This window comes from Streptomyces sp. NPDC107522 (assembly GCF_055657525.1).
This window is the reverse complement of the sequence record NZ_JBVKAU010000003.1, coordinates 237,507-257,561: the sequence shown is the minus strand read 5'-3', so window position 1 is coordinate 257,561 and position 20,055 is coordinate 237,507. Positions and strand designations below refer to the sequence as shown.

Genomic DNA, 20,055 nt, shown 5'->3' with positions numbered 1-20,055 from the left:
GGAGGGTCCACGAAGACGCGGGCCTGACGGATCAACAGCGAACTTCGGGGTGCGAACCTTGGCTTTCCAGATGCCGGACCGCGGCGGAGGCCCGACCGGGCCACGGATCAGAGTGGGCCGCCCGTCCCGGCGTGTCCGGACCCTGCTCATGACACTGGGCGTCCTCGCCGTCCTCGGCATGGCCTTCACCATGTTCGCGGGGTTCTGGACGGACTGGCTCTGGTACCGGTCGGTGAACTACTCGTCGGTCTTCACGACGACGCTGTGGACGAAGATCGGGCTGTTCTTCGTCTTCGGTCTGCTGATGGCCCTCGCGGTCGGCTTCAACATCTGGCTGGCCCACCGGCTGCGCCCGCCGCTGAGCGCGATGTCGATGGAGCAGCAGAGCCTCGACCGCTACCGCATGGGCATCGCGCCGTACAAGAAGTGGCTGCTGTTCGCGATCACCGCGCTAGTCGGTCTGATCGCGGGCGCCTCCGCCTCCAGTCAGTGGCGCACCTGGCTGATGTGGGTCAACGGCGTGTCCTTCGGCCAGAAGGACCCGCAGTTCAAGCTCGACGTCTCCTTCTACGCCTTCGACCTGCCCTGGTACCGGTTCCTGCTCGGCTTCGGCTTCGCCGCCGCGATCCTCTCCGTGATCGCCGCCGCGCTCACCCACTACCTGTACGGCGGGCTGCGCATCACCAGCCCGGGCGCGCGTGCCACGGCCGCGGCCACCGGCCACCTGTCGGTCCTCCTCGGCATCTTCGTCGCCCTGAAGGCGGTCGCGTACTGGCTCGACCGGTACGGACTCGCGGTGAAGTCCAGTGACTTCAAGGCGACCGACAACTGGACCGGCCTCCGGTACGTCGACGCCAACGCCTATCTGCCGGCCAAGACGATCCTGTTCTGCATCGCCGTCATCTGCGCGTTGCTGTTCTTCGCCACCCTGTGGCGGCGCACCTGGCAGCTGCCCGTCATCGGCTTCGGCCTGATGGTGCTCTCGGCGATCCTCATCGGCGGTCTGTACCCCGCGATCGTCCAGAAGTTCCAGGTCCAGCCCAACGAGCAGGCCAAGGAAGCGCCGTACGTCGAGAAGAACCTCAAGGCGACGCGCGAGGCGTACGGCATCGACGGCGCCAAGGTCACCGAGTACCCGGGCACGAGCAAGACCGAGGACAAGACCCAGCTGCGGGACGACGTGGACTCCGCGGCGAGCATCCGGATCCTGGACCCCAACATCGTCTCGCCGACGTTCCAGCAGCTCCAGCAGATCAGGAACTACTACGCGTTCCCGACCAACCTGGACGTCGACCGGTACGCCAAGGACGGCAAGGACCAGGACACGGTCATCGGTCTGCGTGAGATCAACCTCAACGGCATTCCGAAGCGGAACTGGATCAACGACCACTTCCGCTACACCCACGGCTACGGCGTGGTCGCCGCCGAGGGCACCACCGCCGACTCGCAGGGCCGCCCGGAGTTCACCGAGTCCGACCTGCCGTCCAAGGGCGACCTCGGGACGTACGAGCAGCGGGTCTACTACGGCGAGAAGACCACCATGTACTCCATCGTCGGCGGTCCCCAGAAGGAGATCGACTACTCCGACGACAGTGGTGAGAAGACCTACAGCTACGAGGCCGACAGCGGCGTCAGCCTCTCCAACCCGGTCAACCGGGCCGCGTACGCTGTGGCGTTCGGCGAGCCGCAGATCCTGTACTCCGGTGCGATCGGCGACGGTTCGCGCATCCTGTACAACCGCACTCCCAAGGAGCGCGTCGAAGCGGTCGCCCCGTGGCTGACCATCGACGGCGACGCCTACCCGGCGGTGGTCAACCACCGCATCCAGTGGATCGTCGACGCGTACACGACGACCAACGGATACCCGTACTCCTCGCGGACGACCCTCGGTGACACGACGGCCGACTCGCTGACCGCCAGCAACAACCAGCGGGCGGTCGTGGCGCAGCAGAACCAGGTCAACTACATCCGCAACTCGGTGAAGGCGACCGTCGACGCCTACACCGGTGAGGTCAAGCTCTACCAGTGGGACACCCAGGACCCGGTCCTGAAGACCTGGATGAAGGCCTTCCCGGACACGGTGGAACCCAAGAGCAAGATCTCGAGCGATCTGATGGCCCATCTTCGCTACCCGCAGGACCTGTTCAAGGTCCAGCGCGAGCTGCTCACCCGCTACCACGTGAAGGACGCGACGACGTTCCTCAGCGGCAGCGAGGTCTGGCAGGTGCCGGACGACCCGACGAACAAGTCGGGCAACGCGGTGCCGCCGTACTACCTGAGCATGAAGATGCCCGACCAGGCGTCGCAGGCGTTCTCGTTGACGACGACGTTCACGCCGAACGGCCGGGACAACCTCAGCGCGTTCATGGCCGTCGACGCCGAGGCGGGCACCAGCGACTACGGCAAGATCAGAATCCTGAAACTGCCGACCAACACCACCGTCAACGGTCCCAGTCAGGTCCAGAGCCAGTTCAACTCCGAGCAGAACATCGCCGAGACGATCAGGCTGCTGAGAGGCGGTGACTCGGAAGTCGAGTACGGCAACCTGCTGGCGGTCCCGCTGGACGGCGGACTGCTCTACGTGGAGCCGGTCTACGTACGCGGTGGTGGACTGAAGTACCCGCTGCTGCGGAAGGTGTTGGTGTCCTACGGCGGCACCACCGCCTTCGAGGACACGCTCGGCGAGGCCCTCAACAAGGTCTTCGGAGCGGAGGGCCCGACCACCGAACCGCCGGACGAGGGCGAGGAGGAAGGCGGCACGACGCCTCCGCCGACCTCGAACAACCCGACGGTCCAAGAAGCGCTCGACGACGCCCAGAAGGCCTTCGAGGCCGGCCAGGAAGCCCTGAAGAAGGGTGACTGGGAGGCGTACGGCAGGGCGCAGGAGGATCTCGAGGACGCGCTGAAGCGGGCCGAGGACGCCCAGGCGCAGGCCGACAAGGGCGGCAGCGGCGGTGGCAGCAGCGCGAAGCCGAGTTCGAGTCCGAGCCCGTCCAGCAGTCCCACCGGCAGTTAGGGACGGCGGCTGATCAGAAAGCTCTCCCCGCGCCGTGATACGGTTGCAGCACAACGGCGCGGGGTGGAGCAGCTCGGTAGCTCGCTGGGCTCATAACCCAGAGGTCGCAGGTTCAAATCCTGTCCCCGCTACTGAAGTCGACGACCAAGTCGTACGACAGCGAAGGCCCGGATCCTGACAAGGGATCCGGGCCTTTGTGGTGTGCGAACGCATGTGCCGCAGGGCGGGACGGCCACGCCGCCGTGGGGAGTTGGGAGAACTGTGTTTGACTTGTCTCTCTGTGGGCATGTCGACAAAACGCTGAAGTGACCTCACTGGCTGCGGTATACCAGGTGTACCCAGGTTGCAGGTGGTGCGACGATGGACGTTATGGGGGACAAGGCAACTCTGTTGGAGACAGGGCGGTTTGTGCAGCCTGCCGACTTTGTGCAGCCGACGGGCGATGTCGCGCAGCCGACAGACGGTGCCTCGCAGCCGGTGATTGATCTTGCGCAGCCGGAGGGCGACTTCGCCCTCGACCGGCCCGTGGACCGGGACGAGGCGGGGGAGGCGGTCGAGGAGGCGCGGCAGCGGCTCGCCGCCGAGGCCGGGGACGTCGAGGCGATGAGTGTCCTCGGGGCCATGCTGCTGCGCCGCGGTGACCTCGACGGAGCCGAGCCCCATCTGCGTGCCGCCACCGCCGCCGGGGACCGGGCCGCAGCCAACAACCTGGGGGTCCTGCTTCACCAGCGGGGATACGCCGACGAGGCCGCCGGATGGTGGCGGATCGCCGCCGTCGCGGGATCGGCCGCCGCCGCGCACGCGCTGGGGCGCCATCACCGCGAGCGGGGTGACGAACCCGCCGCCGAGTACTGGCTGCGGCAGTCCGCCGAGCAGGGACACACGCTGGGCGCGTACGCGCTCGCCGACCTGCTGGAGCACCGCAGCGACGGCGCGGCCGAGCAGTGGATGCGGGCCGCGGCGGAGCGCGGGCACCGGGAGGCGGCGTACCGGCTGGCGCGTGCGCTGGACCGGCAGGCGGTGCGCGCGGGCGAGGACGGACCCGACAACGGTGTCGGGCCGAGCGAGTCGCTGCTCGACGAGGCCGAGCAGTGGTACCGGCAGGCCGCCGCGCGCGGCCACCGCCGGGCCGCGCTGCACCTCGGGGCGATCCTGGAGAAGCGCGGGGAGCTCAAGGAGGCCGGGCGCTGGTATCTGACGTCCGCCAAGGACGGCGAGGCGCGGGCCGCCTGCGCGCTCGGGTTCCTGCTGCGGGACGCGGGGGACACCGAGAGTGCTGCCACGTGGTGGCTGCGGGCCGCGCAGGACGGCGACGGCAACGCGGCGAACGCGCTGGGTGCGCTGCACGCCGAGCGCGGGGAGACGCAGACCGCCGAGCGGTGGTACCGGGCCGCGATGGACGCCGGAGACGTGAACGGGGCGTACAACCTCGGGCTGCTCTGCGCCGAGCAGGAGCGCACTGCGCAGGCCGAGCAGTGGTACCGGCGGGCGGCGTACGCCGGGCACCGGGAGGCCGCGAACGCGCTGGCGATCCTGCTGCTGCAGGGTGGGGACACGACCGGTGCCGAGCCGTGGTTCTCCAAGGCGGCGGAGGCGGGGAGCGTCGACGCGGCCTTCAACCTCGGGATCCTGTACGCCGGGCGGGGCGAGGAGCGGGCCGCGCTGCGGTGGTACGAGCGTGCCGCTGCCGCCGGGCACACGGAGGCGGCGTTGCAGGTGGGGATCGCTCGGCTGCGGGACGGGGACGAGGCCGCGGCCGAGCGGCATCTGCGGTGTGCGGCCGGGGGCGGCAGTGCGGAGGGGGCGTATCGGCTGGCGACGCTGCTGGACGCACGGCGGCCGCCGGAGCCTGCGCATGAGCTCGGGGAGGCGGTGCACGAGAAGACCGAGTGCGAGGAGTGGTACGAGCGGGCGGCATCCCAGGGGCATCGGCGGGCGCAGGTGCGGGTGGGGATGCTGGCCGCGGCTCGGGGGGACGTGGTGGAGGCGGCTCGGTGGTACCGGGAGGCTGCCGAGGCCGGGTCGCGGAACGGGGCGTTCAATCTCGGACTGCTGCTTGCCCGGGAGGGGAGTGAGCCGGAGGCCGCGGTGTGGTGGACGCGGGCGGCTGATGCCGGGCATGGGCGGTCGGCGTTGCGGCTTGCTCTGGTCTACGCGCGTCGCGGTGAGCTGGCCGAGGGGCAGCGGTGGGCTGATCGGGCGGTGACGTTGGGGCCGGCGGAGGTGGCCGAGCGGGCGGCTCGGTTGCGGGATGCGTTGCGGGAGGAATTGTCGGCGTGACGCTGCGCTGAGCTTGGGCCGGGTGCCTGGGGTGGGGTGGGCTGTCTGGTGCGCGGCGTTGTGGCTGACGTCGGGTTTTCTCGCCCCCGCCGCCCCTACCCGTCCCATCCTGAAGGGGCTCCGCCCCTTCCACCCCGCCAGGGGGGCGGAGCCCCCTGGACCCCCGTCGGCCCCGAAAGGGCCTCGTCCTCAAACGCCGGACGGGCTGGAGTGCCTGGACCGGCGTAAGAGAGTGGCCGGGGTTGGGGATGGGTGTGGCCTTGTTCTCGAATGCCGGGTGGGCTGGGATGCCTGGAGTGGCGTCAGGAAGTGAACGCTGGATGAGGTGGGGGATGTGGGGGCGGGGCTGGGCACGTAAGCGATTTGCTTCCTTCCGCGTGGTTGACGTAATGTTGCGTTCACCGACGCGGGGTGGAGCAGCTCGGTAGCTCGCTGGGCTCATAACCCAGAGGTCGCAGGTTCAAATCCTGTCCCCGCTACTGAAGGCCTAGGGCCGGGATCCGTGAGGGTCCCGGCCCTAGGTGTGTTCAAAGGGTGTTCACGGGGTGTGGCCCACCGCCTCCTCGTACAGGGTGCGGTTCACCGTTCGGGATTCGGGGAGGGGGTCTCCCTCTGCCACGCCTTGGGCCTCGTAGGCCGACTGGAGGCGCGTTGTCGTGCCGGCGCGGATTTCCCAGTCCATGCGGAGGGACGGGGTGGACTTGAGGATCGGCTCCTCCGCCTTGAGGAGTTTGGCCAAGTATGTGACGAACGTCGCATTCTGCTTGTATTCGGACGCGAAATATGTGTTCACCGTGCGGATGTAGGCCCTGACGAGGGCCACACCGGCCTCCACGTCGTCCTGCAGCAGCGCGCGGCCGTAGAGCATGCCGCCCAGGGGTTCGCCCGGTGGCTGGCCGCCGAGGAAGGCGTAGCCCTGCTTGCCGTCCACCTTGCGCCAGACCGGGTCCAGGAGCCACGCCGAGTCGACGCCGCCGTTCTGCAGGGCCGTGAGGACGTCGGCCGAGCCCAGTTGCCGGTACTGGATGTCGGCCAGGCCGCCACCGTGCTTCTCCAGGGCCTTCTCCATGGGGTACGCGATGACCGAGCCCTTGCCGATCATCGTGCCCAGTGTGCGGCCGGCCATGGTGACGCGGCTCGCGGTGTCGCCCTCCTTCAGGCGCACCCACAGGCCGCTCTTCGAGTCCGGGGCGGGCGAGAAGTTGCCCGCGACCCACTTGATGTCGAAGCCGCCCTTGATGCCGTTCATGACCGCGGCCTCCGGAGCCGCCCACAGGGCGTCGATGTCTCCCTTGGCCAGGAGGGGCAGTGCGTCCGGGGTCGGGAGGACCTTCAGCTCGACGTCCAGCCCCTCCTTCTTGAACTCCCCCTTGTCGAGAGCCACTTGCAGCGGTGCCACGTACTCGGCGCTCAGCGTTCCCGTCGCGATCGTCAGCTCGCGGCGCTCGGTCAGCGGCTGCGGGGGAGGGGATCCGGGGAGGCAGCGGGCCGGTGTGCGGGTCGGGGAGAGGTCCTTCGGGTCCGTCCAGGACTTCGCGCCGCAGCCTTCCACCGGGCGGATCGTGCGGTTGCCCGCGGCCGCCTTCGACGAGGAGTCCGAGTCCTGCGGCGATGAGCACGCCGCCGATGCCAGCAGCGCCGCCGCGGTGAGGACGGCCCCGTATGCGCGCCTCTTCTTCCTTCTCATCACCGGCCCCTCCTCATGACTGGCCCCTTCCTCGGTCTCTCGGTGCCCAGGGGGTGAGCAAGCGGCCCGCGAAGCGGATCAGTTCGGAGAAGAGCACCCCCAGGACCGCCACGCAGACGATGCCGACGAACATCACGTCGTTCTGGAACAGCGCGCGGGAGTCGAAGATCAGATGGCCGAGGCCGTTCGTCGCGGCGATCTGCTCCGAGGCGACGATGACCAGGACCGCCACTCCCGCCGCGATCCGCGCGCCCACCAAAACCGACGGCAGTGACGCGGGGAGGAGCACATGGCGGAACATCTGCCATCGCGAGGCGCCGAAGACCTGGCCCGCGTCCCGGTGGCCGGAGGGGATGGACATGACCGCGGACATCGTCGAGATCCAGACGAAGAAGAACACCGTCGCCGCCACCAACGCCACCTGCGGGCCCTCGCCGAGGCCGAACATGTTCAGGAAGATGGGCAGGAGGGCCAGTTTCGGTACGACGTACAGCGCGTCCAGCAGCGGTTCCAGGGCCGCTCGGACCAAGGAGAGGGAGCCCATCAGGAGGCCGAGGGCGTAGCCTGCCGCCGTGCCGGCCGCGTATCCCGCCAGGACGCGCTGCAGCGTGGCCCACACGTCCGGCCAGAGGTCGCCGGCCGCGGCCCGGTCCCAGCCGTCGGCGAGGATCGTGGACGGGGCCGGGTAGACGCGGTCGTCGATCCAGGCCTGGGCGGCGGCCAGTTGCCACAGAAGGATCAGGGCAAGGGGTACGGCGAGCGCCAGCGACAGCTCCAGCGCGCGCCTGCGGCGGTAGGTGCGGGTCGGGTGGAGCTCCCGCGGGCCGGGGCGGCGGACCAGGACCGAGTCGGCGGGCGGCTTCGTGAGGGTCGTCATGCCGGTACGGCCTCCTTCCGCAGCAGGTCCCACAGCTCGCTTCTCAGGGCGGTGAACTCGGGTGTGGCGCGGATGTCGCCGGTGCGCGGGCGGGGGAAGGGCGGGCGGTGCTCGGCGATGATCCGGCCCGGGCGGGCTGACATCACGAGTACGCGGTCGCCGAGGACGATCGCCTCCTCCAGGCTGTGGGTGATGAAGAGCGTGGTCGTCCGCAGCGACTGGGTGAGGTCCAGGAGTTCGTCCTGGAGGATCGTGCGGAGCTGGGCGTCGAGCGCCGCGAAGGGCTCGTCCATCAACAGGAGTTCGGGCTCCACGGCCAGCGCCCGGGCGATCGCCACGCGCTGGCGCATGCCGCCGGAGAGGGTGGCGGGGTAGGCGTGGGCGAAGTCCGACAGGCCCATGCGGGCCAGCCAGTCGTCGGCGCGGGCGTTCGCCTCACGGCGGGGGACGCGACGGATGTCCAGGCCGAAACGGACGTTCGCGCGGACGGTCTTCCAGTCGTAGATGCCGTAGTCCTGGAAGATCATGGCCGCCGGGCGCGGGCTCGTCGTGCGGATCTCCAGCGTGCCCGTGCTCGGTCGGAGCAGGCCCGCGGCGATGCGCAGCAGCGTGGACTTGCCGCAGCCGGAGGGGCCGACGACACAGACGAACTCGCCGGGGGCGACGGTCAGGTCGAGTGGACCGAGGGCAGCGACGGTGTGGGGGGTTCGGCCGAAGGTGCGGGTCAGGTCAGTGGCTTTGAGTTTCGGATCACTCGCTTCGCGGTCTTGATACGGCTCTCCCACGGGGTCTCCTCGCGGAGTGCGGTACGGATTGGTGGGTGCCGTCGACGATATGACGGACCGTCAGATACGGGAAGGTCGCCTGCAGGGGTCGTATGTGAAGGGCGTGGGGAGCGGCCGTATACGAAGGCGTACGCAGCGCGAAGCCCCGGCGCCTTGTCGGTGCCGGGGCTTGAAGGATCCGCGGGACTACGCCTTGGCGCAGTTCGGGCAGAGGCCGCGGTATGTGACCTCGACGTCGGAGACCGTGAAGCCGAAGCGCTCGGAGTCGGGGAGGTCGGCCATCGGGTTGCCCGTCGGGTGGACGTCCCGGATCGCGCCGCACTGGGCACAGACCAGGTGGTGGTGGGGCCGGTGGGCGTTCGGGTCGTACCGCTTCGCCCGCTTGTCGGTGGAGACCTCGAGCACCTCGCCGAGGGAGACCAGCTCGCCCAGCGTGTTGTAGACGGTCGCCCGGGAGATCTCGGGCAGCTTGGCGACGGCTCGTGCGTGCACCTCGTCGGCCGTCAGGTGGACGTGATCGCCGGCGAGGACCTCGGCCACGACGCGCCGCTGCGCGGTCATCCGCCATCCGCGTCCGCGCAGCCGTTCCAGAAGGTCACTCATGGAGACCACCTTAACAGCAGCGGGACCAGGTTCCGAATGGGTGTGACTTTGGAGTATAGCTTGACTTAGACAAAGTCCAACATGGGGGAGGCAAGGGGGATCGCCGGAGGGTGAGATCGTCAGAACGGCGAGACCACGGGCATCGGCGGCCGGGCCCTCGTCGGGCCAGCTCCTGCTGGAGAAGCTGGCCCACTTCATCCCGGACCGGGTTTCGTCGGGAGCCCGGCGCGTTTCGCGGGCCGGGCTTCCTGGCCGTCTACTACGCCGGCACGTGCTGTCGTACGGGTGCCCAGCAGCGGATGATGTCACGGACCGAGACGATGCCGACGGGCTCGTCGTGGTCCAGGACGATCAGATGGCGGAAGCCGCCGTGCGCCATGGCGCGGGCCGCCTCCTCCAGGGTCCATGACGGCGCGGCGAACACGACGTCGTTGGTGGTGTGGTCGTGGGTGCGTTCGGTGTCCGGGTTCTGGCCGACGCCGACGGAGTTGAGGATGTCGCGTTCGGTGAGGATGCCGATGCCGCCGGCGTCGGGGTCGTGGACCACGGCCGCGCCGACCCGGCGGGCGGACATCAGTGCGGCGGCCTGGCGAAGGGTGTGGGTGGGGCCGATGGTGAGGACCACGGTGCTCATGGCGTCACGTACGAGCATGGATGGAGCCACCTCCTGGAGTGCCCCCACACCGTTTGTTCACTGATTCACAAATTCACAAGTGGGGGGACTTTCAGAGTGGCAGGCAAAGAGCGGGTCAACAAGGGGGCGCGTGCGGACCGCCGCGGGCGTGCGCTGTGGCCTCGTGCTTCTCAGTAGCGCTGGTATTGATCCGCCCGTCCGTCGGGGTGCGGCTTTGGCCTGCATCCCGCCCTAGACCAGCGCGGGTGCCGTTGACGTTGGTCGTTGTTGGTCTTCGTTGGCCACCCTCAGACGCCCTCAGACGGCCCGGGAAGGCAAGTACGTTCGTGCTTACACTCCCTGCGTCGCCTCCGGACGGCGCAGGTCGCATTGAGGGGCGCAGTGGTGATGCCGGGGGGCACCGTGAACGTGGTCCATGAGGGGATTGCTGGCCCGTTCCCGGCATGTGCGGAGAGGGTGACGACGCCGACGTAACACGCAGCGGCAGTCGTCAAGCACCCCGCACAGGATGAAACCGACGATCTCCAGTCGGCGCTGGAGTCGGTCGAGTTCCTTGAGGCGGGAGGTGGCCTCCGCCAAGTGGTCTCCGGCGACGTCAGCCTGGTCAGTGGGCCTTGCCGCAGGATGGATACGGGTTGCTATTCTCATTCATTCCTCGGAAAGACGCAAATACTCCGACGCAGGAATCACGGCATTTGTGTAGAGGGATCCTAGGCCATAACTGACCTCCTCTCTTGCTGCCTCTGCTTCGTCAATGCCCTCCCTGTACACATTGAGAGTCTTTTTCTTGAAGTCGAACGACGAAACGAAGGCGTCGAATCCATCTATTGGGCCCCAAAAAGCGGTCAAATGTCGAGGCCTGCGTGTCACGTTGACCATGTTATTGTTGTGGCGCACTCGGCCGTGATATATGACATACTCTCCGCAAGCGTCCGGAGAGCAATAGTATTGCTCATCGTCTTTATCCCAAGAGTACCCCGAGGGGAATCCAAATTCCTCCCGATCGAGCCTACCTCGATCCTTTCTCATGTATTGGACTTGCAGCGTCGCTTCCAGCTCGCCATACCGATCATCCCTGGGTAGTCTAATTAGCTCTTCTGAGCGGATTTCCTGTCCTGCATCAAGGGAGGCGCCGGGTTCATAAAACTGGCCCGAGCCTACTACGTCTGTCTTATCTTCGCGGGCATATCGTTTAGCTTCTGCGGCCTCGCCGAGGTCTTGCGTATCGGTTGCCCACCGCCTCAACTGGTCCTCGGTAAAATGCTTGATCGGCGTCCCCCAGATGGTGTAGTCGTTGTTGACGATATAGACAGGAATCCCTCCGTCGTTTTTGAGGTAGATCTTGAGTGGAATGGTGACGTACTGGAGATCGGGGCTCTCCTGTGGTGGGCCAAATTCCGCCTTAAGGGTAAAGCGGATCGGCGCAGCGGTGGGTTTGTACATGGTCGAATAAGCAATACTGACGGCGGTCAGGAGTGCAGTGAAAGCAACCCCGGTCGCAAACTTCTTTGGGTGGGGCATTCCTTGCCAAGCCTTTTCGCGGATGAGCAAGTAAAGTGCCCACAAGGACCAAAGCCCAAGCGGGATGAATACCAGGAGATAGGGCGTATATTCCCTCTCCTCAAACCACATGAATACAAGAACTGCGTTAGTTGAAAGTGTGATGACTGCCCCAAGTAGGACGATTTCCCCGGACGGCCCCCACTGTCTCTTGCCCCAATAGTCGAGGACTATAAATGTTGCCAAACCTCCCAGCAAACCCGCCAGGATGAAAATGGTACCGATAACTCTCTGTGCGAAGGTAAGCGCGTGCAGGGTATCCGGCCAGCCGATAACTATGTGCCAGACAGTGGACCCGAGCATTCCCGCGAACATAAGCGCTAGGGTTGCCCGCCTTCTCCATGGGTGGTCAGGCCAGGTCTTGCTGTCCCCTCCGCGCCAATATATGGATCGCGGGTCTTCCATGTCCATATTTTTTGGGTAACCGAGATGTCCGAGAATTCTTCGTAGTTCGCGAGATGACCAGGCACTGCCGACGACCTTACCTTCGATGGTGATATTGCGAAGACCTCGGCTGTCAGGTGGCTCAACGACCACCCATGGCTGAATACTCATAGAAAAAGGATCAAACCTAAATCGGGGTTGCTCAAGAGAAGCTACTCCCTTCGGGGGGCAGCCCAAAGCGTGCCGTGCAAGTACAAGCGTTTATCCGGCGGGACATCGCTGGCAGCACCCGTGCCCCGCGTAGCGGAACCCGGTGCGGCACCGTCCGGCAGACTAAAGCTCATCAAGGGGCGGCAGGTGTTCGCGCTGTCCGAGGGCGGCAAGACGCGCACGGTTCCTCTGCCGGAGAGCGTCGCTCACAGCCTTGAGGCGCACATCGCGAAGTACCCGCCTGCTGCTGTGACACTGCCCTGGCGATCGGTCGACGGCGCGCCAGCTACGGCTCATCTGTTCGTCAGTAATGCCGAGGGGCGCCGTGATCCGTACCGTCTTCAGCACCAAGGGGTGGCGGCCCGCCCTCGACACTGGGGGTGTGCCGCGTGGTCGGGAGAACGGCATGCACGCACTGAGGCACTTCTACGCGTCCGTGCTCCTGGACGCAGGGGAGAGCATCAAGGCGCTGTCGGAGTACCTGGGGCACCATGATCCCGGCTTCACCCTGCGGACGTACACGCATCTGATGCCCAGCAGCGAGAAGCGGACGCGGGAGGCGGTGAACCGCGCGTTCGAGGACGGCCCGCAGACTGATGACGGCCCGCCACGGCCCAGGTTGCGTAGGCAAGGGGAAACGTGCAGTTCAGACGGTAGGTGCCGTCAGTAGCGCTGGTTGAGATACCCCAGCAACTCGTCGTGCAGCAGGCCGTTCGAGGCGGCCGCGTTGCCGCTGTGCGGGCCCGGGCGGCCGTCGAGGCCGGTGAAGGTGCCGCCGGCCTCCGTGACGATGATCGCGTTGGCGGCCATGTCCCAGAGGGAGAGCTCGGGCTCGGCGCAGAGGTCGACCGAGCCCTCGGCGACCATCATGTACGGCCAGAAGTCGCCGTACGCGCGCGTGCGCCACACCTCGCGCGTGAGGTCCAGGAAGCCGTTGAGCCGCCCCTGCTCCTCCCAGCCGCTGAGCGAGGAGTACGCGAACGAGGCGTCCGCCAGCTTCGAGACGCCGGAGACCCGCAGACGGGTCGCGGAGGAGAGGCTGCGGCCGGTGAAGGCGCCGTGGCCCTGGGCGGCCCACCAGCGGCGTCCGAGGGCGGGGGCGGAGACGACGCCCACGACCGGCTGGAAGCCGGTCTCGCCCGCCTCCATCAGGGCGATCAGTGTGGCCCAGACCGGGACGCCGCGTACGTAGTTCTTGGTGCCGTCGATCGGGTCGATCACCCAGCGGCGGGGGCCGGTGCCCTCGATGCCGTACTCCTCGCCGAGGATCGCGTCTCTCGGGCGGGCGCGCTGCAGCTGCCCGCGGATCAGCTCCTCGGCGGCCTTGTCGGCCTCGCTCACCGGGGTCATGTCCGGCTTGGTCTCGACCTTGAGGTCGAGGGCCTTGAAGCGGTCCATGGTGGCGGCGTCGGCGGCGTCCGCGAGGACGTGGGCGAGGCGGAGATCGTCGAGGTAGTCCGGCATGGGACGAACGGTATCTGTCGTGGTTGGGGTGGGGCTACTGGGTGTTGGGGATCAAGTGTCTGTGCGATGGGGGGCCGCCAGGGTGTCTCGCCCCCGCCGCCCCTACACGTCCCATTCCCAGGGGCGCTGCCCCTTCACCCCGGCTCCTGGGGGCTGCCGCCCCCAGACCCCCGCTTCGGCCCTGAAGGGGCCTCGTCCTCAAACGCCGGACGGGCTGAATTACCTGGCCCTGTGTCGAGAGTCGACCGTCCGCTGCGGGTGGGAGGGGGACCGGGGCGGCGGCGGCCTCGTCCTCAAACGTCGGACGGGCTGGAAGGTGGCTGTGCTCGTCCTCAAGCGGGCGGGCCGGCTGAGGTGCGAGGCGGTGAGATGTGCGGCGGCCCGTGGGTGGCCCAGCCGTCGGTAGGTCCGGGTCGGGTGCCGCAGGCCCGCGCGTCGCGGTCGGCGGGCGCCCCCGTATGCCCTCGCGAACCCTTGACAGTGCTCCTGTGCGCGTCAAATCTGGGCGCAGAGCCGCTCGCCCCAGGGAGGCGATGATGCCTGCAGCGCGGGAATCCCTGCTGGACGCCGCTTACACGGCGCTGGCGCGCCGGCCGTGGTCCGCCGTGCGGATGGTGGACGTCGCCGCGGCGGCCGGAGTGTCCCGGCAGACGCTGTACAACGAGTTCGGGAGCAAGGAGGGGCTCGCCCGCGCGCTCGTGCGCAGAGAGGCCGACGGCTATCTCGCCGGTGTCGACCGCGCCCTCGCCACCCACAGCGACGCCCGTGACCGGCTCACCGCAGCCGCGGAGTGGACCGCCGCACTCGCCCGTGACAACGCGCTCGTCCGCGCCATGCTCACCGGCTGCTGGAGCGAGCGCCTGCCGTCACCGACGCTGTCCGCCGTGCCGTCCTCCTCGGCCGTACCGGCACAGCGACGGGCCGACGGCCCGCTCCCGTCACCCGGTGACTTCGTGGCCATCGTCCGCGACCGCGCCGTGGCGGTCCTCACCGGCCCCGGCGTCAACAAGTCCGACACCGCCGACCTCGCCCGCTCCTGCGAACTGGTCGTCAGGCTGGCCCTGTCCTGCGTCGCCGCCCCACCCGGTGAGGGCGGCGTCTCCGATCTGGTACGCAGTGCACTCCACCGGCAGTTAACAGGCTGACCCCGGCCCCTAGTGCGCCGATCCCGACAGCTGCAGTCCGATGATGCCCACGATCACCAGACTGATCGACACGATCTTCAATGTGGACACGATGTCCCCGAGGAAGATCATCCCGTAGATCGCGGTACCCGCCGCCCCGATCCCCGTCCACACCGCATACGCCGGACCCACGTCCAGCTTCCTCAGGGACAGCGTCAGCAACCCGAAACTGCCGAGCGCGAAGATGCAGAAGGCGACGGTCGGCCAGAGCCGGGTGAAGCCGTGCGACAGCTTCAGGCAGACGGCGAAGCCGGTTTCGAGCAGCCCCGCCACGATGACCAGCAGCCACGCCATGTGCTGTCCTCCCGTATCCCCACGTTCTGTGACCGCTTCATCGGGTTCAATCGGTTCATCCGGTTCGTCTGGCTTTGGTCGGGCTTGGATCCGGCTCGGTGCGATTATGCCCTTACCGGACTCACGGGAAGACAAACAACGCGGAGGTCAACCGGCTTCCCCGGCCGCCGTCCTCAGCGCTCTCAAGCCCTCTCAGGTCCTCCCAGGTCCCTCAGTCGCCTTCCGTGCGCTCCCTTGTCGCCAGCAGGCGCCGCAGCGAGTACAGCCGGGCAGGGTCGGCGTGACCCTCCGTCACCCAGTCGTCCAGCGCGCAGTCCGGTTCGTCATGACTGCACGCACGCGGGCAGCCCTCGGTTCCCGGTTCCAGGTCGGGGAACGCGTGGATCACCCGGGACGGATCGATGTGCGCCAGCCCGAACGAGCGGACTCCCGGGGTGTCGATCACCCAGCCGTCCACGTCCGTCAGCGGCAGCGCGAGCGCCGACGTCGTCGTGTGCCGCCCGCGCCCCGTCACCGCGTTCACATGCCCTGTCGAACGCCGACGCTCCTGCGGCACCAGCGCGTTCACCAGCGTCGTCTTGCCCACGCCCGAGTGACCGACGAAAGCCGTGACACGGCCGTCCAGATGCTCCCGCACCCGGTCCGCCGCGCCGCCGTCCTGCAGCTCCTCACGGCTGGTGACGACGTACGGGATGTCCAACGCCCCGTACAGCTCCAGGAGTTTGTCCGGCGGCGCCAGGTCCGACTTCGTCATCACCAGCAGCGGCTCCAGGCCCCCGTCGAACGCCGCCACCAGACAGCGGTCGATCAGCCGGGGCCGCGGCTCGGGGTCGGCGAGGGCGGTGACGATGGCGAGTTGGTCGGCGTTCGCCACCACCACGCGCTCGAACGGATCGTCGTCGTCGGCGGTACGGCGCAACACCGACGTCCGCTCCTCGATCCGCACGATCCGCGCCAGCGTGTCCTTCTTGCCCGACAGATCGCCGACCAGCGCCACCCGATCCCCGACCACCGCCGCCTTGCGGCCGAGCTCACGGGCCTTCATCGCCATCACGACCCGGTCCTCGACCAGGCAGGTCAGACGTCCTCGGTCGACGGTGAGGACCATGCCTTCGGCGGCGTCCTCGTGCTTGGGCCGGATGTTCGTACGCGGCCGGGTGTTCCGACGTCCGGGGCGGGTGCGGATGTCGTCCTCGTCGGTGTGCTTGCCGTAGCGGCGCATGGCGGTACGTCCCTACGCCCCGAGCATCCCGGTCCAGAGTTCGGGGAAGTCCGGCAGGGTCTTCGCCGTCGTCGCCACGTTCTCGATCCGTACGCCCTCGACCGCGAGGCCGATGATCGCGCCGGCCGTCGCCATGCGGTGGTCCTCGTAGGTGTGGAAGACGCCGCCGTGCAGCCGGCGCGGGCGGATGTGCAGGCCGTCGGCGGTCTCGGTGACGTCGCCGCCGAGTTCGTTGATCTCCTTGGTGAGCGCCGCCAGGCGGTCCGTCTCGTGCAGGCGCAGATGTGCGACGCCGCGGAGCGTGGACGGGGAGTCCGCGAGGGCGGCCACCGCCGCGATGCCCGGAGTGAGTTCTCCGACCTCGCTCAGGTCCACGTCGATGCCGTGGATCGCACCCGAACCGGTGAACACGAGCCCGTACTCGGTCAGTTCGCAGGAACCGCCCATCTCGGTGAAGATCTCACGCAGCCGGTCACCGGGCTGGGTGGTGCGGGCCGGCCAGTCCGGGATGAGGACCTTGCCGCCGGTCACCAGCGCCGCCGCCAGGAACGGCTGGGCGTTGGACAGGTCCGGCTCGACGGTCAGGTCACGGCCGAGCAGGGCGCCCGGCGTGACCCGCCAGACGTTCGGCTCGCCGCCCGACTCCGGGGTGTCCACCTGGGCGCCGACCGAGCGCAGCATGTCGACGGTCATGCGGATGTGCGGCATGGAGGGAAGCGAGGAGCCGATGTGCCGGACCTCGACGCCCTGGTTGAAGCGCGGGCCGGACAGCAGCAGCGCCGACACGAACTGGGACGACGAGGAAGCGTCGATCTCCACCGGGCCGCCCTCCAGCGCGCCCCCGCCGTGGACCGTCAGCGGCAGCGCACCGCGGCCGTCGTCGTCGATGCGGGCACCGAGGACGCGCAGGGCGTCGATCACGCCGTGCAGGGGACGCTCGTACGACCTCGGGTCGCCGTCGAAACGGATGGGGCCGTCGGCGAGCGCGGCGACCGGCGGCAGGAAGCGCATCACCGTGCCGGCGTTGCCGACGTCGACCGTGGCCGGGCCACGCAGGCCCGCGGGGAGCACGCGCCACGCCTCGCCGGTGCCCTCGGGGCCCACGCCCTCCTCGATACCGACCCCCATCGCGCGCAGGGCGCCGGCCATCAGCAGGGTGTCGCGGGAGCGGAGGGGGCGGCGCAGCCAACCGGGTTCCGAGGCGAGGGCCGCCAGGACGAGGGCGCGGTTGGTGACCGACTTGGACCCCGGCACGTGGACCGTCGCGTCGACGGCTCCGCTCGCGTGCGGGGCGGGCCAGAGGGCGGTGTGTGCGGCGGGGTTTTGGGCCATGGGTTCACTTTATAAGGAGGCCGTCGTTCGGGTGCGGCGCCGTTGTGGCAGGTCGCGCCCACGCGGCGGAGACGCAGATCGGCACAGCCCCGCGCCCCTGTGTGCCTCGCCCCTTCGGGGCTTGTCACACATCCAGGAGCCAGCGTCCCCCACCTATCAGCGAGCACAACGACACCGCGTGGAACAGGAAGAGCCACAACCCTGCCGGTACGTGCGTGAGTCGCGACAGCTGATCCGCGTCCGAGTCCCCCGCCCCACCCCGCGCCCTCTTCGCCTGCAGCTCGAACGCCGGTCGCACCCCACCCAGCAACAGGAACCACACGACCGCATAAGCGAACGCCGCCTGCACCTGCGGACCCGTCAGCCAGCTCACCAGGACGAACGTGCCGCCCGTCACGAACACCGTCAGTGCCCCGTACGCGTTCCGGATCATGACCAGCATCGCGACCAGCAGTGCGGTGGACACCCACAGCAGGAGCGTGATCCGCCCGGAAGCGAGCAGGGCGGCGCCTGCCAGCCCCAGCAGCGGCGGTGCCGTGTAGCCCGCGGCCGCCGTGAGGATCATGCCGAGGCCGTGCGGCTTGCCGCGGCTGACGGTGAGGCCGCTGGTGTCGGAGTGCAGGCGTATGCCGGTCAGGGTGCGGCCGGTCAGCAGCGCGACCAGGCCGTGGCCGCCCTCGTGGGCGATGGTGATCGCGTTGCGCGAGATGCGCCACAGGCCGTGCGGGACGACCACGGCGAGCGCCGCGACCAGGGTGGCGAGCACCACCCACACATCGGGATCGGGCTGCGTGCCGGCGACCTCGTCCCAGAGGGAGGCGAGCGAGGCGGATGCGGTGCTGTCCATGTGTGGTGATGGCTCCCTGTGGTCGAGTCAATAGGGGCCGGCGCGTAGCGCCGTTGTTGAGGGGTGGTGGTCGGGCGACGGGTGGGCCTGGCAGTGTGGCACGTATGTGCGGACGGTATGCAGCGAGTCGTGGACCCGAGGATCTCGCAGGAATCTTTGAGATCGAGAAGTGGGAGCCGGAGGAGACCCTGGAGCCGGACTACAACGTGGCGCCGACCAAAGAGGTCCACGTCGTCCTGGACCGTCCTGTGAAAGACGCCCCCGACCCCCGCCCGGTTCGGCAGCTGCGCAAGCTGAAGTGGGGCCTGGTGCCCAGCTGGTCCAAGACCCCCGAGACCGCCTTCAAGATGATCAACGCGCGGGCCGAGACGGTGCACGAGAAGCCGTCCTACCGGAGGGCCTTCTCCTCCCGGCGCTGCATCATCCCCGCCGACGGCTACTACGAGTGGGTCACCGGCAAGCAGGAGCTGGACCTGGAGCAGGAGGGCAGGCGGAAACGGCCGCGCAAGCAGCCGTACTTCGTGCTGCCCGCCGACGGGTCGGTGTTCGCGATGGCGGGGCTGTACGAGTTCTGGCGGGACCGGACGCTGCCCGACGAGCACCCGCAGGCCTGGTGGGTGACCTGCTCCGTCATCACCACGGAGGCGGAGACCACTCCGCTGGCGGTGGCGCCCGAGGAAGGCCCGCACTCGCTGGCCGACATCCACCCCCGCATGCCGCTGATGCTGACCCCGGACCGCTGGGACGCCTGGCTCGACCCGTCCCGCACCGACCCCGACGAACTGCGGACGCTGCTGGACCCGCCGCCGGCCGGACTGATGCGCGCCTATCCCGTCTCCACGCTGGTCAGCAACGTCCGCAACAACGGCCCGGAGCTGCTGAAGGAGCTGGACGGGCCCGAAGAGGGCACACTCTTCTGACGTGACGACCGAGTCTGCTGTGACCACCGAGCTCATTGGTACGGATGCGGGGGACGCCCGCATCACCTGGCACCCGGCGAAGAAGCCCCGGCTCGTGCTGGCGGTGAGCCACGGCGCCGGCGGTGGCATCGAGGCGCGGGACCTGCGGGCGCTGGCCGAGGTGCTGCCCGGGCACGGAGTGACCGTCGCCCTCGTCGAGCAGCCCTGGCGGGTGGCCGGGAAGAAGGTGGCGCCCGCACCGAAGACCCTCGACGTCGGCTGGCGTGGTGTCTGGCCCGCGCTCGCCGAGCCCGGGCTGCCGGTGATCTCCGGCGGCCGGAGCGCGGGGGCCCGCGTCGCCTGCCGTACGGCCGTCGAGCTGGGCGCCCGTGCCGTCCTCGCCCTCAGCTTCCCCCTCCACCCGCCGGGCAAGCCGGAGAAGTCCCGCGCCGAGGAACTGCTCGGGGCCGGGGTGCCGACCCTCGTCGTACAGGGCGGGAACGATCCGTTCGGGAGGCCGGAGGAGTTTCCGGACGGGGACTACGAGCTGGTCGAGGTGCCGTACGGCGATCACGGGTTCGCCGTGCCCAAGCGGGCGCCGCTCGACCAGGGCGAGGCCGTGGCGGTCATCACGGACGCGGTGGTCAAGTGGGTCGGGTCGCTCCGGTAGGGAGTGGGCCGGGTCACGCGGGCGGCGAGTGGAGCGGGTCACTCGGTAAAGGTTCGGGAATGTTGTGGACCGGACCTCTGTTGTGGCGGACAGCGGTGCTGAACCAG

17 protein-coding genes and 2 tRNA genes are annotated in these 20,055 nt (G+C 68.7%); 8 read left to right on the top strand and 11 right to left on the bottom strand.

From position 1 onward, the window contains the following. Positions 1-70: 70 nt before the first annotated feature. The 4 genes from ACZ7L6_RS11200 to ACZ7L6_RS11185 all read left to right on the top strand — a co-directional run bounded on the left by ACZ7L6_RS11200 (position 71) and on the right by ACZ7L6_RS11185 (position 5,775). Positions 71-3,016, top strand: coding sequence for a UPF0182 family membrane protein (locus ACZ7L6_RS11200; RefSeq protein ID WP_471923365.1), 2,946 nt, complete (start codon positions 71-73; stop codon positions 3,014-3,016). A gap of 57 nt (positions 3,017-3,073) precedes the next feature. After that, a tRNA-Met gene (locus ACZ7L6_RS11195) sits at positions 3,074-3,147 on the top strand. Positions 3,148-3,385: 238 nt separating this feature from the next. Next, positions 3,386-5,296: a tetratricopeptide repeat protein gene (locus tag ACZ7L6_RS11190; protein ID WP_471922270.1), complete on the top strand. Its 1,911-nt coding sequence runs from the start codon at positions 3,386-3,388 to the stop codon at positions 5,294-5,296. 405 nt (positions 5,297-5,701) lie between these two features. Further along, positions 5,702-5,775: transfer RNA gene (locus tag ACZ7L6_RS11185), tRNA-Met, on the top strand. 59 nt (positions 5,776-5,834) lie between these two features. On the opposite strand, the gene ACZ7L6_RS11180 is transcribed toward ACZ7L6_RS11185, so the two are convergent. From ACZ7L6_RS11180 to ACZ7L6_RS11155, 6 genes are all read right to left on the bottom strand, one after another. Next, positions 5,835-6,983 (bottom strand): ABC transporter substrate-binding protein, encoded by a 1,149-nt coding sequence (locus tag ACZ7L6_RS11180; RefSeq protein WP_471922268.1) that lies wholly within the window; start codon positions 6,981-6,983, stop codon positions 5,835-5,837. 13 nt (positions 6,984-6,996) lie between these two features. Continuing rightward, positions 6,997-7,860 carry an ABC transporter permease gene (locus tag ACZ7L6_RS11175; RefSeq protein ID WP_471922266.1) on the bottom strand — a complete coding sequence of 288 codons (864 nt, stop codon included), beginning with the start codon at positions 7,858-7,860 and terminating at the stop codon, positions 6,997-6,999. Next, positions 7,857-8,645 (bottom strand): ABC transporter ATP-binding protein, encoded by a 789-nt coding sequence (locus ACZ7L6_RS11170; RefSeq protein WP_471922264.1) that lies wholly within the window; start codon positions 8,643-8,645, stop codon positions 7,857-7,859. Before ACZ7L6_RS11170 ends, ACZ7L6_RS11175 begins: the two co-directional genes overlap by 4 nt. A gap of 186 nt (positions 8,646-8,831) precedes the next feature. Then, on the bottom strand, positions 8,832-9,248 hold the full coding sequence (locus tag ACZ7L6_RS11165; RefSeq protein ID WP_433047318.1) for a Fur family transcriptional regulator: 417 nt from the start codon (positions 9,246-9,248) through the stop codon (positions 8,832-8,834). 259 nt (positions 9,249-9,507) lie between these two features. Continuing rightward, the gene (locus tag ACZ7L6_RS11160) at positions 9,508-9,900 is read right to left on the bottom strand and encodes a CBS domain-containing protein (RefSeq protein WP_433047321.1); all 393 of its coding nucleotides are present in this window, start codon (positions 9,898-9,900) and stop codon (positions 9,508-9,510) included. A gap of 630 nt (positions 9,901-10,530) precedes the next feature. Then, on the bottom strand, positions 10,531-11,853 hold the full coding sequence (locus ACZ7L6_RS11155) for a hypothetical protein (RefSeq protein ID WP_471922262.1): 1,323 nt from the start codon (positions 11,851-11,853) through the stop codon (positions 10,531-10,533). Positions 11,854-12,346: 493 nt separating this feature from the next. Between ACZ7L6_RS11155 and ACZ7L6_RS11150 the strand changes: the two genes are divergently transcribed. Further along, positions 12,347-12,706, top strand: coding sequence for a tyrosine-type recombinase/integrase (locus ACZ7L6_RS11150; RefSeq protein ID WP_471922260.1), 360 nt, complete (start codon positions 12,347-12,349; stop codon positions 12,704-12,706). On the opposite strand, the gene hisN is transcribed toward ACZ7L6_RS11150, so the two are convergent. Further along, positions 12,700-13,500: a histidinol-phosphatase gene (hisN, locus tag ACZ7L6_RS11145; RefSeq protein ID WP_471922258.1), complete on the bottom strand. Its 801-nt coding sequence runs from the start codon at positions 13,498-13,500 to the stop codon at positions 12,700-12,702. The two genes, ACZ7L6_RS11150 and hisN, sit on opposite strands and share 7 nt — an antisense overlap. Positions 13,501-14,033: 533 nt before the next feature. Between hisN and ACZ7L6_RS11140 the strand changes: the two genes are divergently transcribed. Beyond that, positions 14,034-14,645, top strand: a complete 612-nt coding sequence (locus tag ACZ7L6_RS11140) for a TetR/AcrR family transcriptional regulator (protein WP_471922256.1) — start codon at positions 14,034-14,036, stop codon at positions 14,643-14,645. A 9-nt stretch (positions 14,646-14,654) separates the two neighbouring features. On the opposite strand, the gene ACZ7L6_RS11135 is transcribed toward ACZ7L6_RS11140, so the two are convergent. From ACZ7L6_RS11135 to ACZ7L6_RS11120, 4 genes are all read right to left on the bottom strand, one after another. Beyond that, positions 14,655-14,978: a DMT family transporter gene (locus ACZ7L6_RS11135; RefSeq protein WP_471922254.1), complete on the bottom strand. Its 324-nt coding sequence runs from the start codon at positions 14,976-14,978 to the stop codon at positions 14,655-14,657. Positions 14,979-15,189: 211 nt separating this feature from the next. Continuing rightward, entirely contained in the window at positions 15,190-16,200 is a 1,011-nt protein-coding gene (gene rsgA / locus ACZ7L6_RS11130; RefSeq protein WP_471922252.1) for a ribosome small subunit-dependent GTPase A, read from the bottom strand. A gap of 12 nt (positions 16,201-16,212) precedes the next feature. Further along, a complete protein-coding gene (aroA, locus tag ACZ7L6_RS11125) occupies positions 16,213-17,532 on the bottom strand; it encodes a 3-phosphoshikimate 1-carboxyvinyltransferase (RefSeq protein ID WP_471922250.1) in 1,320 nt (439 codons plus the stop codon). Positions 17,533-17,656: 124 nt separating this feature from the next. Then, on the bottom strand, positions 17,657-18,379 hold the full coding sequence (locus ACZ7L6_RS11120; RefSeq protein ID WP_471922248.1) for a M50 family metallopeptidase: 723 nt from the start codon (positions 18,377-18,379) through the stop codon (positions 17,657-17,659). 104 nt (positions 18,380-18,483) lie between these two features. Between ACZ7L6_RS11120 and ACZ7L6_RS11115 the strand changes: the two genes are divergently transcribed. Beyond that, on the top strand, positions 18,484-19,299 hold the full coding sequence (locus ACZ7L6_RS11115) for an SOS response-associated peptidase (RefSeq protein WP_471922246.1): 816 nt from the start codon (positions 18,484-18,486) through the stop codon (positions 19,297-19,299). Positions 19,300-19,318: 19 nt separating this feature from the next. Further along, the gene (locus ACZ7L6_RS11110) at positions 19,319-19,948 is read left to right on the top strand and encodes an alpha/beta hydrolase family protein (protein ID WP_471923363.1); all 630 of its coding nucleotides are present in this window, start codon (positions 19,319-19,321) and stop codon (positions 19,946-19,948) included. Positions 19,949-20,055: the final 107 nt, after the last annotated feature.

Excerpts from the sequence above, each read along its gene's own strand:
- ACZ7L6_RS11150 (WP_471922260.1), top strand. The coding sequence starts at position 12,347 with ATGCCGAGGGGCGCCGTGATCCGTACCGTCTTCAGCACCAAGGGGTGG.
- ACZ7L6_RS11155 (WP_471922262.1), bottom strand. The coding sequence starts at position 11,853 with ATGGACATGGAAGACCCGCGATCCATATATTGGCGCGGAGGGGACAGC.
- ACZ7L6_RS11135 (WP_471922254.1), bottom strand. The coding sequence starts at position 14,978 with ATGGCGTGGCTGCTGGTCATCGTGGCGGGGCTGCTCGAAACCGGCTTC.
- ACZ7L6_RS11140 (WP_471922256.1), top strand. The coding sequence starts at position 14,034 with ATGATGCCTGCAGCGCGGGAATCCCTGCTGGACGCCGCTTACACGGCG.
- aroA (WP_471922250.1), bottom strand. The coding sequence starts at position 17,532 with ATGGCCCAAAACCCCGCCGCACACACCGCCCTCTGGCCCGCCCCGCAC.
- ACZ7L6_RS11120 (WP_471922248.1), bottom strand. The coding sequence starts at position 18,379 with ATGGACAGCACCGCATCCGCCTCGCTCGCCTCCCTCTGGGACGAGGTC.
- rsgA (WP_471922252.1), bottom strand. The coding sequence starts at position 16,200 with ATGCGCCGCTACGGCAAGCACACCGACGAGGACGACATCCGCACCCGC.
- ACZ7L6_RS11190 (WP_471922270.1), top strand. The coding sequence starts at position 3,386 with ATGGGGGACAAGGCAACTCTGTTGGAGACAGGGCGGTTTGTGCAGCCT.
- ACZ7L6_RS11115 (WP_471922246.1), top strand. The coding sequence starts at position 18,484 with ATGTGCGGACGGTATGCAGCGAGTCGTGGACCCGAGGATCTCGCAGGA.
- ACZ7L6_RS11180 (WP_471922268.1), bottom strand. The coding sequence starts at position 6,983 with ATGAGAAGGAAGAAGAGGCGCGCATACGGGGCCGTCCTCACCGCGGCG.
- ACZ7L6_RS11160 (WP_433047321.1), bottom strand. The coding sequence starts at position 9,900 with ATGCTCGTACGTGACGCCATGAGCACCGTGGTCCTCACCATCGGCCCC.
- ACZ7L6_RS11165 (WP_433047318.1), bottom strand. The coding sequence starts at position 9,248 with ATGAGTGACCTTCTGGAACGGCTGCGCGGACGCGGATGGCGGATGACC.
- hisN (WP_471922258.1), bottom strand. The coding sequence starts at position 13,500 with ATGCCGGACTACCTCGACGATCTCCGCCTCGCCCACGTCCTCGCGGAC.
- ACZ7L6_RS11200 (WP_471923365.1), top strand. The coding sequence starts at position 71 with ATGCCGGACCGCGGCGGAGGCCCGACCGGGCCACGGATCAGAGTGGGC.
- ACZ7L6_RS11175 (WP_471922266.1), bottom strand. The coding sequence starts at position 7,860 with ATGACGACCCTCACGAAGCCGCCCGCCGACTCGGTCCTGGTCCGCCGC.